Annotated in this window: 14 protein-coding genes and 1 tRNA gene; 4 read left to right on the top strand and 11 right to left on the bottom strand. The window is 57.3% G+C overall.

Translation table 11 applies throughout. The annotated features are described in order from the left end of the window. Positions 1-130: 130 nt before the first annotated feature. Together ACXMYO_RS04510 and ACXMYO_RS04505 are read right to left on the bottom strand one after the other, a co-directional pair. Positions 131-1708 (bottom strand): methyl-accepting chemotaxis protein, encoded by a 1578-nt coding sequence (locus ACXMYO_RS04510; protein WP_457807945.1) that lies wholly within the window; start codon positions 1706-1708, stop codon positions 131-133. Positions 1709-2078: 370 nt separating this feature from the next. Further along, the gene (locus tag ACXMYO_RS04505) at positions 2079-2543 is read right to left on the bottom strand and encodes an AsnC family transcriptional regulator (RefSeq protein WP_438767150.1); all 465 of its coding nucleotides are present in this window, start codon (positions 2541-2543) and stop codon (positions 2079-2081) included. 70 nt (positions 2544-2613) lie between these two features. Here ACXMYO_RS04505 and rarD point away from each other — a divergent pair, with 70 nt between their 5' ends. The 3 genes from rarD to ACXMYO_RS04490 all read left to right on the top strand — a co-directional run bounded on the left by rarD (position 2614) and on the right by ACXMYO_RS04490 (position 6181). Further along, complete coding sequence (rarD, locus tag ACXMYO_RS04500) at positions 2614-3558, top strand: EamA family transporter RarD (RefSeq protein ID WP_457807944.1); 945 nt, start codon at positions 2614-2616, stop codon at positions 3556-3558. A gap of 69 nt (positions 3559-3627) precedes the next feature. Continuing rightward, positions 3628-4521: a class A beta-lactamase gene (gene bla, locus ACXMYO_RS04495; RefSeq protein ID WP_457807943.1), complete on the top strand. Its 894-nt coding sequence runs from the start codon at positions 3628-3630 to the stop codon at positions 4519-4521. A 142-nt stretch (positions 4522-4663) separates the two neighbouring features. Beyond that, positions 4664-6181, top strand: a complete 1518-nt coding sequence (locus ACXMYO_RS04490; protein WP_457807942.1) for a mechanosensitive ion channel domain-containing protein — start codon at positions 4664-4666, stop codon at positions 6179-6181. Between the two features lie 276 nt (positions 6182-6457). On the opposite strand, the gene ACXMYO_RS04485 is transcribed toward ACXMYO_RS04490, so the two are convergent. The 4 genes from ACXMYO_RS04485 to ACXMYO_RS04470 form a co-directional block, all read right to left on the bottom strand. After that, on the bottom strand, positions 6458-6649 hold the full coding sequence (locus ACXMYO_RS04485) for a KTSC domain-containing protein (RefSeq protein ID WP_457809473.1): 192 nt from the start codon (positions 6647-6649) through the stop codon (positions 6458-6460). Between the two features lie 250 nt (positions 6650-6899). Next, positions 6900-7649 (bottom strand): hypothetical protein, encoded by a 750-nt coding sequence (locus ACXMYO_RS04480; RefSeq protein WP_457807941.1) that lies wholly within the window; start codon positions 7647-7649, stop codon positions 6900-6902. 109 nt (positions 7650-7758) lie between these two features. Next, a complete protein-coding gene (locus tag ACXMYO_RS04475; protein WP_457807940.1) occupies positions 7759-7965 on the bottom strand; it encodes a hypothetical protein in 207 nt (68 codons plus the stop codon). A gap of 115 nt (positions 7966-8080) precedes the next feature. Continuing rightward, positions 8081-8527, bottom strand: a complete 447-nt coding sequence (locus tag ACXMYO_RS04470) for a mobilome CxxCx(11)CxxC protein (protein WP_457807939.1) — start codon at positions 8525-8527, stop codon at positions 8081-8083. Positions 8528-9112: 585 nt separating this feature from the next. Between ACXMYO_RS04470 and ACXMYO_RS04465 the strand changes: the two genes are divergently transcribed. After that, entirely contained in the window at positions 9113-9646 is a 534-nt protein-coding gene (locus ACXMYO_RS04465) for an HPP family protein (protein ID WP_438767145.1), read from the top strand. Positions 9647-9742: 96 nt separating this feature from the next. Here ACXMYO_RS04465 and ACXMYO_RS04460 read toward each other — a convergent pair whose 3' ends face one another. The 5 genes from ACXMYO_RS04460 to ACXMYO_RS04440 form a co-directional block, all read right to left on the bottom strand. Beyond that, positions 9743-9940: a hypothetical protein gene (locus ACXMYO_RS04460; protein ID WP_457807938.1), complete on the bottom strand. Its 198-nt coding sequence runs from the start codon at positions 9938-9940 to the stop codon at positions 9743-9745. A gap of 98 nt (positions 9941-10038) precedes the next feature. Next, complete coding sequence (locus ACXMYO_RS04455; protein ID WP_457807937.1) at positions 10039-10680, bottom strand: LysE family translocator; 642 nt, start codon at positions 10678-10680, stop codon at positions 10039-10041. Between the two features lie 171 nt (positions 10681-10851). Next, positions 10852-10928 (bottom strand) — tRNA-Arg (locus ACXMYO_RS04450). A gap of 75 nt (positions 10929-11003) precedes the next feature. Next, a complete protein-coding gene (locus tag ACXMYO_RS04445) occupies positions 11004-11708 on the bottom strand; it encodes a response regulator (RefSeq protein ID WP_457807936.1) in 705 nt (234 codons plus the stop codon). Then, positions 11698-13635: an ATP-binding protein gene (locus tag ACXMYO_RS04440; protein ID WP_457807935.1), complete on the bottom strand. Its 1938-nt coding sequence runs from the start codon at positions 13633-13635 to the stop codon at positions 11698-11700. Before ACXMYO_RS04440 ends, ACXMYO_RS04445 begins: the two co-directional genes overlap by 11 nt. Positions 13636-13649: the final 14 nt, after the last annotated feature.

The raw sequence follows: 13649 nt of genomic DNA, 5'->3' as shown, positions 1-13649 counted from the left end.
CTTCTCTCCCTCATTGATTGGTGCGGTAGAAAGTGTGGTCATGAACCGCGTGAAATGCCACTGGGACAAGCGGCAAAACCCTTTGACACGCCACGCCGGCGTCATCTGCCGGCGTGGCCCGACAACCGCATTACCCTCTGGCGTAAGCGCTTGCGCTCTGATCGCCCAGCCGGAACTGCCCGACCACGGAGACCAGTTCGTGCGCCTGGTCTTTCAGGCTGGCGGCCGCGGCGGCAGATTCCTCGACCAGCGCCGCATTCTGCTGCGTGGCTTCATCAAGCTGGGTGATGGCCTGACTCACCTGCCCGACCGCCAGATTCTGCTCACTGCTGGCACCGCTGATCTCACCGACGATATCACTGACATGCTTGATGGACGAGACGATGTCCTCCATGGTCCTGCCCGCCCGATCCACCAGATCCGTGCCCTTTTCAACGCGCTTGACGCTTTCGTCGATCAGCGCGCGAATGTCCTTCGCCGCCTCGGCACTGCGCTGGGCCAGACTGCGTACTTCGCTGGCCACCACGGCAAAGCCGCGACCCTGCTCACCGGCCCGAGCGGCTTCCACCGAGGCGTTGAGTGCCAGCAGATTGGTCTGGAAGGCGATGCCGTCGATCACACCGACGATGTTGTTGATCCGGCCGCTGCTGTCGTTGATATCACGCATTGTCTGGACGACCTGCCCGACCACCTCGCCCCCCTGATGCGCCACGGCACTGGCGCTGGTGGTGAGCTGATTGGCCTTTTGCGCGTTGTCGGCATTCTGGGTGGCACTGGACCCCATCTCCTCCATGGAGGCCGAGGTCTGCTCGATGGCAGAAGACTGCAGCATGGTGCGCTGGCTCAGATCATCGTTGCCCTGAGAAATCTGCGCGCTTGCCGAGGCCACGCTTTCCGCGTTGCGCCGTACGCTGGCGACCACTCGAGCCAGCCCGGTGACCATCTCCTTTTGGGCCATCAAAAGCTGACCTATTTCGTTGCGCGAGCGGGGCTCGACGCTGACCGACAGATCCCCCGCCGCCACGGCCCTTGCCTGCTCAACGGCCTGCCCCAGGGGTCGAGTAATGCCGCGGGTAATCACGATGGCCGCCACGACCGAGATCAGCACGGCAATCAGCGCCAGTGCCAGCGTGCCCAGCATCGCCTGGTGATACTGGGACGCGCCATGCTCCATGCCCGCCTCTGCTTCGCGCAGCTGAAGATTGATCAGCTCACCGATAACATCACTGATGGGGTCGATGGATGCATACAGCGGCCCATCGATGGCATTGAGCTGCCCCCTGACCCGACCCGTCATGCCCTGCAATATCTGCTCCACCCCGTTAAGGGCGTCGTTGGCGGTGACAAAAAGCGCCTGAGCCCGGGCAGCAATGGCTGCTTCCTCTGGAGTGAGCATGGTGTTCATGTAGGCCGCCCAGTGGCTGTTGATGACCTCGTGGGCACTGCGCACGGCCTGAAACGATTCCTCGGCCGTCATCAGCCCGGCATTGGCCTTGTTGACCGCGTCGATGACATCCACGGCATAGGCATCCGAAATCACCTTGAGATCCTTCAGCGGGACCACCCGGTCGTAATACAGCGAGCCCATCGTGTCGTTGACACTGCGAAGGCTCAAGGAATTCAACACCCCACTAAGCACCAGAAACACAACGGCAACCAGAAACCCCAGCCCGATCTGCTTACTGATGGAAAGATCTCGTATGGTCATTTGTACCGATTCCGGAAAGGTTTTAGATAGCCATAGACTATGGACAGAGTCTTTCTAATATCGGCGAAGGGGGCTGGATACTTGATTTTCGTGCGCTATTTATTTGTTCGCTATATAAATGCCTGGCTAGATTTTTCTAAAGCCGGGCTTTTTTAGCCCCTAATGCAGACTCATAACACCCTCGGGTGACGGCGGCACCCGCTTTCGGCCTGTTCACACCTGATACCGGAGGCGCCAGGCCAATGGCCGTCGTCATATTCTGAAAGGCAGGATATTTTTAACCCGAGTGTCGCCGCCGACGTCTCATTGGAAGGGACCATTTTTTTCCGTCTCAGGGATAATTATCTCCCGATCCGGCATGGACAATGGTTTATATTGCATCCAGCGTGGCCTTGACGGTGTCCAGCACCACAATGGTTCTAAACCATTTAACGTTTTTATTGTCATGAAAAAGGCGATCGCATATTGCCTCAAAGGTTTTCATGTCCGACACCAGTAACACCAGCATAAAGTCTGCCTCGCCGGTCACGTAATAGCACTGCTGTATTTCAGGCCCTGAAAAGCTTTTTTTCAGTGTTTCAAGATCATCCGTGTATGTCTTGTTCGCCTGTACTTCAACCAGAACCGTTATGTTCTTGTTGACCCTTTCAGGGTTGATAACGGCCACGCTGGCGAGAATAAAGCCGTTGTCCTTGAGTCTTTGAATGCGACGCTGGACCGTGGCCGGTGAGAGATTCACGGCCTCGGAAAGCTCTCGCAGCGGCGTCAGGCAGTTCTTTTGCAGAAGTTCGAGCAGCGCGGTATCGAATCTGTCCAGCCCTGAAGGATGAGGCATGCGGTAAAATCTCTCATGAACAACAAAAATTTCGAGAACCTTTATCAGGGTCGATGGCATAAAATATCGCATGTCATCCACCAATATTCAAAAAGCCATGCCGCCTCATCAGCACACAACACTTGGCGTTATCCTCAACATTATCGCATCGCTATTTTTCGCCCTGATGTTTGCTTATACCTCGCAGCTTTCTGCACTGGATGGCGAAGAAATCTTTGGCTGGCGCATGTTTTTAACATTTCCCTGCCTGACTGCCTTTATCATTTTTAGAGGATACTGGCCACAGGTCACAAGTATTTATCGAAGAAGATATCGCGAACGCTATTTTATAGTGATTCGCCTGCTGTCTTCCTTTCTTCTGAGCTTTCAGCTCTGGATATTTGTATGGGCACCGGGCAACGATTACGGCCTTGCCGTGTCGCTTGGGTATTTCATTTTGCCCCTGACGATGGTGATGGTTGGTCGGCTGGCCTTCAGGGATCGAATGTCGCGTCTTCAACAGCTGGCCTGCATGTTCGCTGTCTTCGGCATACTCAATCAGCTGGTTTTTTCACAGACGCTGGCCTGGCCGACACTGGCCGTGTGCCTGGGCTATCCCGGATATTTCTGGCTACGCCGCCAGACCGACACCAACAATATTGGCGGGCTCTGGTTTGACATGATTCTTGCGCTGCCACTGGCGCTTTTTTTCATCATGCAGGGAGGGCAGGTCATTTCCGGACCGGCTGTCGATATTCATCTGCTGTGGGCAGTGCTCGGGCTGGGGCTTGTCAGCGCACTGGCGCTGACGTTTCAGGCCCTGTCAGCGCCTCACCTCAACCTGAGTCTTTTTGGTCTGCTGATCTACGTCGAACCCGTGTTGCTGATGCTGGTCGCACTCGTGCTGGGAGAGGCCATCCACCCCGCCGAATGGCCAACCTATCTCGCGATCTGGCTATCGGTCATCATCTTGATGGTGGAAGGCCTGCGCGGCTTAAAAAGGCAAAAGGCCGCAAAGCGTCTTCAAGTGGATTGAACGACAAGGACACCCTGGTGCGTGGCATCAAGGCTATAGTGTGCTTCCCCCACCCATGGAAGCGCCCACATGCCACCGCTTGACCGTCGACGCCTGCTTCGCACCGCCTCACTGCTGCCGCTGGTCGGGCTGGCCCTGCCCACGCTGGCCAAGGCGGGTTCTGCCCCCGCTGACGTATCCATCCCAAAAGGGCTTCAGGCGCTGGAACAACAGCAAGAAGGCCGGCTGGGTGTGGCGCTCATGAACGTGGCCACGGGCGCGGTGGTCAGCCACCGCGGCGATGAGCGGTTCTTGTTCAACAGCACCGGCAAGGTGTTTATCGCGGCCGCCGTACTGGCACAGGTGGACCGCGGCAAGGTAACGCTTGACCAGCGCATCGAGGTCAAACAATCCGATCTCACCGGCTGGACGCCCGTGACCAAAAAGCAAATGGGCAGCCCGGGCATGACGATCGCCGAGCTCGGTCAGGCCGCGGTCGCCTGGAGCGATAACGCCGCCGCCAATCTGCTGATCGAAAGCCTCGGCGGCCCGGCGAAGGTCACGGCCTTTCTGCGCGACATCGGGGACCATACCACCCGCCTTGATCGCACCGAGCCCACACTCAACGAGCATGACCACGACGGGGACGAGCGCGACACCACCACACCGTTGGCGATGATGCAGACTCTGCACACCCTGCTGCTGGGCGAGGCGCTCTCACCGGCCTCGCGTCACCAGCTCACCGCCTGGATGATCGAGGGCAAAACGGGAGACGCCCGCCTGCGCGCCGGCCTGCCCGCCGAGTGGCTGATCGGCGAGAAAACCGGTACCAACAGCGTCGGCAACGCCGCTGATATCGGCATCGCCTGGCCCGCGGATCGCGGGGCGGTGATCATGGTGGCCTATGTCTACCTGCCGAAAGCCGATCCGGCGCAGCGCGACCGGCTGATCGCCGAGGTTGGCCGCCTCGCCACGAGTGTCTGAAACATCCTGTCGGTGCTGCCTGAGCCGCAGCACCAGACACCTTGACTACACTGACCTGCCAGAATGCCCTGAACGCGCATGCAAGCCGCGCTCATCAGGCCTCGTCGTCTCGCGATTCAACCCCCTGCCCCCATGACACAGGATGATTATGGCCGTTTTCCCGCCCTCTCTTCACGGCTGCCGGCGTCTGAGCGCCTGCGCCTTTTTGCTGGTGCTGCTCAGTACGCTCATCACCGCCCCGGCGCACGCCGCGGAAGAACTGTCCGCCGCCGCCCAGGCCCTGCAGGGCAGCGCTTCCCGTGCAGAAGGCACGGATGAAGCGCGGATCGAAACCACCCCGAGCCCGAGCAGGGACAACGACATCCAGACCCGCATCACCGGGATTTTTTCCGAGATCGAGGGTCTGGACGCCGTGGAGATCAGCGTGGTTCAGGGCGTGGTGACGCTCTCCGGGGAAACGGCCAACGAGCGAAAGGCGCAGCAGGCCATCAGCCTTGCCGGCCGCCTGACCGACGTGGTCACCGTTAATGACGCCATCAACCGCACACTCGATGTGCAGGACAACGTCTCCACCGTCGCGCACGGGCTGGTCGCGCAGGCCAGAGGCGTGATCAAGGCCCTGCCCCTGCTGCTGGTCGGCATCGTGCTGTTTGCGCTCGTCACCTGGTTCGGGGCGTGGCTCTCCCGACGTCAGCGCCTGTGGCAGCGCCTGACCCCCAATGCGTTCGTGGCGGCACTGCTGTCCCAGACCGTTCGGGTCATTTTTATCGTCTTCGGGCTGATCCTGGCGCTCAGCCTGATGGGCGCCGAGACGATTCTGGGCACACTGCTGGGGGGCGCCGGCGTGATCGGCATTGCCGTAGGCTTTGCGGTCAAGGACACCATCGAAAACTACATCGCCTCTTTGATGCTCAGCATTCGACAGCCCTTTCAGGCGCGTGATCAGGTGGTCATCAACGGCCAGGAAGGCATCGTCGTGCGGCTGACCTCGCGCGCCACGATCCTGATGACACTCGATGGCAACCAGCTGCGCATCCCCAACGCCGATGTCTTCAAGGGCACCATCCTCAACTACACCAGCAACCCGGAGCGCCGCTTCACCTTTGAACTGGGCGTGGACGGCGATGACGACCCCCTTGCTGCCATCAAGGTAGGGCTTGATGCCATCCATCAGCTGGGGTTCGTGCTAAACGAGCCAAAGGCCATGGGCATCATCACCCAGGTGGGGGATTCCAACATCGTGCTCGAGTTTCAGGTCTGGGTGGATCAATCTGCCACCGACTTTGGCAAGGCCCGCAGCATCACCATTCGCGAGACCAAGCACGCCCTGGAACATGAAGGCTTCAGCCTGCCCGAACCCATCTACCGCCTGCGGTTTAACCCGTCACTGGAGCAGGCGCTGGAGCGCTTTCAGGGCACCAGCGCAGACGCCACCCGCGTTGATGCCACGCCCGCTTCATCCGACACGACGCCCACAGCGAGCGATGGCAGCGACCAACGCCCGGCCCGGGCGCGCGCGCAGCAGATACTGCGCGACCCGGGCGCCGAGGCGCTGTTCGATGCCCGCCCGGATGAAAAGCTGATGAAAAAGGTCGAGCAGGAAATCGCCCGAAGCAGCGATGAGACGGACCTTCTAAACAAGCGTGCGCCGAAGGAGTAGTCCGCAGTTGGATCGTTAGCCTCTTGGGTTAATGGAGATCGTAAAAAAGCCCCGCATTCAGCGGGGCTTTTTAGGAAATGGGGTGTGTAGTCGAGTAGCGCGAGGCAGGACTAGAAAAACTTCCTAAGAATATGATTTATAATGCATTACCTATGACAAATATAAAATGGTATACCATTAGATATACCATAGAATGCACTCATGGAAGATGTTTTTATCTATACGATAATTACTACAGGTTGGCCTTGCACTGGGGTTAAGCACAGAAGCAGATGGTCAGCATTGGTAGCGGTCACGAATCACCCGATCGTAATAGCTTCCTACAGAGCTTGCGCTTATCAATCCTTGGTACACCTCATTAGGTACGTTACAAAAGTCGTAGGTACGACCTTGCTGAAATGTAATTTTCATTCTGCGAGTAGCCGCATCGTAACCAACGGCTTTAATAGCGGAAGACCGAACAGGCATCATTTGCATGGTTTATTTTCCTTAATATAGCAATGTCTTTTTTGTTGCTTAATAGCAGATGTGCTTACTTATCTCAGCTTCCTCATAACATATGTACAAACCTTCATGAATCGGGAGTCTTTAATTAAAATCGCTTAGGATTGGAGAAGCCGCTGGACCAAAGCATATAACAATAGCATTGCAAAACTGCACACGATACAAATATCATATTCGACACACCTCACAAGGCTTAATTATTTATTATGGATATTTATTCTTTAACTGAGGCCTTCACTTGAGTGAACCGTCTTATCAGCATCTTTCGCACATCTTGGTATGATAACAACGCTTCAGAAAAACTGGGATAATTCTCTGCTTTGCTGAGTGAGAAAAACATAGTCCCTGAAGAAGTGGCTCTCGGCATATCCGAAGGTAAGTCTTTGCCTCTCTCCATCATGCTTTTCACTATCACTGTATGAATATCATCTTTACAACTTTCTTTTAGCTTCTCCGTAATTGTGTATATTTCTGAGTATACTTTTTCACCAAAACCATCAATTTCACTCGGAGTTGGAATATACCCCTTATGAACGACTTTGTTTCTAAACTCTACAAGATTTTTATTAATTTTATACGTTTCACCAAACTCAATAAGATATAAAAAAAGGAAAGCTCCCATCTGACGCTCTGACTGACGTGATACTTGCTTGAATGTTTCTTCCAGCTCTTCTTCTTTTACTTTTTGCTTTACACATAGGACATTAATTGCAAACTCAAAGAAACGTTCGTAAGCAGATGATAATGTAGATGCAGCTTCAAGCGTATAACCTTCTAAAAGCGCATTTGCAGCAGATTCTAATAAAACTTCGAATTTTTGGCTTTGGAGCATAAATGCTGATTTATGTCCTCGAGCGCATTCAATATATGCTACTGGCTCATCATAGTAGTCTGCAATTATGGGCTCAAAAGATGGATGGCCAAGCTCCTTCATGCACTCCATGCATGTTGCAAAAATTTTCATACTTCTTCCATATTTGGTGAAGAACTTGTAACGCCAGTAATAAGCCCGACTTCGAGGTAGGAAAGAAGCCGCAACGAAAAAACTGGCGTTGTGCCTGCAATTTAAAAAACTATTTTCCGCAAACAGGACATTTACTTTGGGCAAATTTTCCTGATGGAGCAACAAAAAGCCCTTTTTTTAATACCCCAGAAGGACCAGCATGAAAGCCTTCACACGCAACTTTGCATTTATTGTTAAGCACATGTTCAAGTATTTTGTTCTGATCAGAAGTTGATAGTTTACCGTACCAATCATCGAAGGTTTTTACTACAGACATTAGACTTTCTCCTTCGGGGTGTTGCCGCACGTTTGACATGAACCTTTCTTGTAGCTGAAAGGTGAAGCCTTACAAATAGGGCAAATAATATCCGAACGGCCAGGAAGCAGCTTTTTCAAAGAATATCTGTAAGCCTTTTTCTGTTGCTTTTCCGATACACTTCCAAAATTCTCAAGATCTGTCGAGTCCACCTTGGCAATGTACCTATAAAACCATTCAAGATCAGAATCACTTTTTCTAAAAGATCTAGAGCGTCACTACTTATATCAACATTTAATCTTCGTCCGATCAAACAATTTTCTCGTTTCTGATCAATTTTAAAAATCAAGGCTAAGATTGAAAAACAAACAAGAACCGCTGACAGGATACCAGAAGCGATATTCATCCAAGATTCAGCATAAGTCCCCTTAGCAATAAACGCAGCAGATGAAAAAAGCACTGGAACTATTATAGTTAAGCAAGTTACTAAAACTGAAAAAAAGCTGATGTAATTCAGCTTTTTTGTATAAATATACTCAGCCACTAAAGCATCCGTTCTAATTTGCAGGATCCTTTCATTCATTTACCAACCCCGATATTGGTGACTTCTAATAGACATTAAGTAGCATGCGCCCTTCCAGTTCTCTTTTCTCAGCGCGCTGTCGACTCCCCGCCCCGCCTGTGCGCTAAATGGGTCGGTTTTATTGCACCCTTGCAGATGGCCTCGAACAGCCCCACTGCTGGGCCGCGTGGCGGTTCAACGGCTCGCAAAAATCTTGCGTTTCCTTGCATTTCACACGCGCCGATCAGGCACGCCAAGCCGGTAAAACCACCATGGCGGCACGGGTTCGAGCGACTGCCTGAAAACGGGTGTCCTGTTCGGTCTCCGTAAGGCGCTGCTAATCCTCAAGCGACGATATTGAATCGAGCTGCTTAAGTAAAGTTGTGTAATGCCATTAACCCTAAAGTAGCGTGCTGCTTTTTGGTCCCACTCGCTCACCAGCATGAGATGGCCACGTTCCTTTCCTTCAATACTTGCCGGCCCACGCCCTGATGCCCGGTCGTCTTTCCAGAAAATACTTAACCTCATAGCAATGCACTATTTCAGTGCATTGCTTGCAGGTGGCACTATCAGCGATCTTTTTTGAACGTTCACGGCGAGGGCTTCGTGAAAAACTATCTGGGCAAGATGAGAGGCACAGCGGCGTCGCGCACCGCACCCTGCTGGCGTGATGCACTCTGGTCGTGGGTGGGCGCGTTCATTGGCATGACCGGGGTCGGCTGGATCAGCGCGCAGTCCCTGCAAACGCATACGCTGCTGATGATCGGCTCGTTCGGCGCCACTTCGGTACTGCTCTACGCGGCACCGGAGAGTCCCTTTGCCCAACCGCGAAACGTCCTCGGTGGCAGCGTGCTCTCGGCCCTGTGCGGGTTTGTCACGTGGCTGCTGCTGGGTGATAACTGGATCGCGGCGGCCGTGGCGGTCTCTACCTCCATTCTCATCATGCAGTTGACCCATACATTGCATCCGCCCGGCGGTGCCACGGCGCTGATCGCGGTGATCGGCTCCAATGAGCTTCACGAGCTGGGCTGGGTCTATGCGTTCTTCCCCGTAGGCGTCGGTTGCCTGCTGATGCTGTTCGTGGCGGTGGTGATCAACAATCTGGCCAGGCACCGGCGCTACCCGCAGCACTGGCTCTAGATATCGGCTTCTGACCGAATGGCCCGACATCCTGAGAAGTTGCGCCCACAAAAAAGCCCCGCACATAGCGGGGCTTTTTTGTATCACTGATCATCATCAGACGGCGTTGTCGTCGCTGTCCTCATCCTCACGGCGGGTCAACTGCCCTTCCCGGTTGCGAAGATTCGCCTGCGGTGACTTCGTCTGCGTGTACTCGACCTGGCTGCGGCTGTTGGCCTGGCGAACATCGACGTAGTGCAGCAGGGCCAGCTGCATGATCAGAAAACCACAGCAGAGCAGGATGCCTTTTAACATGTCTTTTATACCCGGTATGAAAAAGGAGCTGGAAAGGTTCGTGACATTACTGCATTTATTCCAAAACTTTCCAGTAGGCCTCTAACCAGTTTCACACGTCAGCCGGTGCCATTTCGGGCCAGCAGCGCCCCGGCACCAATCATCAGCCCGCCGGTGATGCGATCCCACCACTGCCGAACGGCTGGCCGTTTCAAAATGTCTGCGAGCTGTTGCATGACGGCGACCACGCCCCACCACCAGACAACGCCGATCGCTACATCCAGCACGCCCAGTATCAGTATCTGGCGCACGGCGTCGCCCGCAGGGTTCATGAACTGCGGCAGTACGCTCAGGAAAAACACGATGGCCTTGGGATTCAACAGGTTGGTCAGAAAGCCGTTGGCGAACGCGCGGCGGTGGCCGGTCAAAGCCTGCTCTTTTTGAACACCCTGCTTTTGAACATCGCTCGAGGCTGACTGATGCCGGCTTTGACGCAGCACGCAAAGCCCCATCCAGATGAGATAGGCCGCCCCCAGCCAGCGCACGATCATGAAAAACTCTGCCGACTGCGCGGCAATGGCCGAAAGGCCCAGCGCGGCGACCAGCATGTGGATGCACAGGCCGCTTTGTGCTCCCAGCGCCGCCGCCAGCCCAAGGCGTTTGTTCTGCACGGCGTAGCGGCTGACCAGCAGGAAATCCGGCCCCGGAATCAGATAGGCCAGCACAACAACGGCGACAAATCCGGCAAGCTCAATGCCCATTCAGGCCTCCTGATGATGGGGTGAAGTCTGTTGAGCATAGAGCATGCGTTCTTCACGGCCCTGCATGTCACACACTCGTCGCTGAACATCGAGCCGGCGAACGCAGACGCAACAGGTTTAACCCTGAACGGGTAGCGAGGGAAATATAAAACAGGGAGGAAACAAAAGAAGTGGCGCCCGAGGCAGGACTCGAACCTGCAACCCACGGCTTCGAAGGCCGTTGCTCTATCCAATTGAGCCACTCGGGCAGTGATGCGTTGCGCATCGGTGCTTATTCTAACGGCTCGTGGCCCATGTGAACAGGGGCGATTTTTATTGTCTTTTCAAGGCGCTGTGTCGCCGTCCACCATCAGCCGGTAGCCGATGCCGGCTTCGGTCTGGATCAGCGAGGGCGTGCGCGGGTCATCGCCGAGCTTCTGGCGCAGGCGGCTGGCCAGGATGCGCAGGTAGTGGGTGTTGTGTTCAAACACCGGTCCCCACAGCTCGATGAGAAGCTGCCGCCCGGTGACGATCTGCCCCGGCGTCTGCGCCAGCCGGGCCAGAAAGGCGTACTCCCGCGGGGTCAGGTGAAGCGCCTCCCCGCCCCGGCTGACGCGGCGCTGCTGGAGATCGATCTCGATCTCGCCGGCGCGCACCGGTAACGCCGCCGCCACGGTGGCCCCGGCGCGCAGCGCAACCCGGATGCGCGCGAGCAGCTCGCGAATGCCAAAGGGTTTGGTGACGTAGTCAGTGGCGCCGGCATCCAGCGCGGCGACCTTTTCCTCCTCGCCTTCGCGCACCGAGACCACGATCACCGGCGCCCGGCACTGCCAGTGCAGCGATTTGAGCACCTCCTGGCCGTCCATGTCCGGCAGGCCCAGATCAAGCAGAATCAGGTCGGGCGAGACGTTTTGTGCGCGCTCGATCCCTTCGCGCCCGCTGGCCGCTTCGGTAATCGCAAAGCCCTGAGAGTGCAGGCTGATGCGCAGAAAGCGCCGGATCTCGCGCTCGTCGTCAATGATCAGGATGTGGGGAGATTCAGTCGTCATGATCGAACGCCTCGGGCGCTGCGGTGAGCGCCAGACGAATGACAAACGTGGCCCCGCGCCCGCCGGGGCCGTCCTCGACGTGCACATCACCGTCGTGGGCGTGCACCATGCTGCGACAGATCGCAAGGCCCAGCCCGCTGCCGTGGGGGCCGGTGTCCGTTCGCTCGCCGGTAAAAAAGCGCTCGAATATCCGCTCGCGCAGCGCCTCGGGCACGCCCGGCCCCTCATCGCACACCACTAGACTCAGCCGGTCACCCTCGACACGGGCACTCAGGGTGATGCGCCCCTGCTCGGGCGACAGGCGAATGGCGTTTTCAACAATATTGACCAGCGCCTGCTCGATCAGCGCTGCGTGTACATACAATAGTGGCAGGTCATCGGGCCACGCCCGCACCACCTGAACCCGCGATAGCGAGCGCCCCAGCCGGGTCAGCGCACCTTCCAGCAGATCACCGGGCGCGACCCAGTCGCGCTTGATCGAAAGTCCATGCCCCAGACGCGTCATGTCCAGCAGGTTCTGGATATAGCGGTCGAGCCGCTCGCTCTCGCCGAGCACGGCGTCCAGCAGTTCGTGGCGATCTTCACCGCTCAGGCTGTCGTCGAGATCACGCAGGGTGCTGGCCGAGCCGATGATCGAGGCCAGCGGCGTGCGCAGATCATGCGACACCGACGAGAGAAGTGCCGCGCGCAGGCGCTCGTTGCCTTCGGCCAGACGGGCATCGCCCAGTGCCTCGACCAGCGTCACGCGGGTCAGCGCCGCGGCGAACAGACGAAAGAGCGTGGCCAGAAGCTCGGGGTCGCGCCGCTCGCGACCGGGGCGGCGCTCGTCGATGGCCATGGCAATCACGCCCAGCACGCCGGAGGCATCGGTCAGCGGCACCATTCGCCAGCGCTGGTCGCTGAACATGGCCGTTCCCGGCCCGCCGAGCTCGGCGTGGTGATAGCTCCAGGTGGCCGCCTCTATTGCCGCAGCGTCCAGCACTGGCTCACCGGGGTGCGCGGCACGCACCGTCGGGATGACGCCGGCGCCTTCGCACTCCAGAAAGGCACACGGCAGCGACCAGTCGTGCGCCACGGTGGTGACGATGATCTCACGAATCCGGGCGCGATCCGGCGCGGCCGACAGCGCCCGGGCCGTGGTGAGCAGCTGCCGGATCTGATGGCGGCTCTCTCGCAGTGCCATCATGCGTCTTCGAAGCCCGCCGCCCAGCTGAGCGCCGATCAGCGCCACCAGCAAAAAAAGCCCGACCGTTGAAAGCTCATTTTGCTCGATCATCTCGAGGCTAAAGCGCGGGTTGGTGAAAAAGAAGTTGTAGGCCAGCGCCGAGAGCAAGGCGGCCAGCATGGCGGCGCGGGCACCGGCACCGATCGCCGTGACCAGCACGGCGCCCAGAAAGATCAGCGAGAGATTGGCCAGCGGCATTAAACCGGCCACCAGCCAGGCAATCACCAGCGCCAGCCCCGCGCTTGCCAGCGGCCAGTACCCTTCACGCCAGGTCAGTCGCCGCCAGCGCGGCCGGCGGCGCGGGTCGGGCACGCCGGCAACCACCACCACGTCCAGCGTCTCGAGGGCGTCCAGCAAACGGCGATCACGACCCCGCCGGGGCCGGAACCAGCGCGCCGGCGGGGCGCGACCGATGATAAGCGTATCGGCGCGGCTGCGCTGGGCGTGGTCGGCCAGTTCGTCGCCGATGCGCTCGCCGGTCAGCACGCACCACTCGCCGCCCAGCCGCGCAACCTGATGAGAGAGGCTGTCCAGCACGGCCGGCGGCGTGCGGGCGCGCGGCGTTTCGACATGCACTGCCCGCCAGCGATCGCCGCGGCGTCGGGCCATCTGCGCTGCCGTTCGAATCAGCGCTGCGGCCTCGAGCCGGCCCGGCACGGCTACCAGAACGTGCACGTCATCGCGCTTTTGCGCCTCGTCCATTTTGATCGTCCTCG

The sequence above is a fragment of the Kushneria sp. EE4 genome, assembly GCF_977968315.1.
Note: the sequence above shows the minus strand (reverse complement) of the source record. Positions and strands in the feature narration are given on the sequence as shown.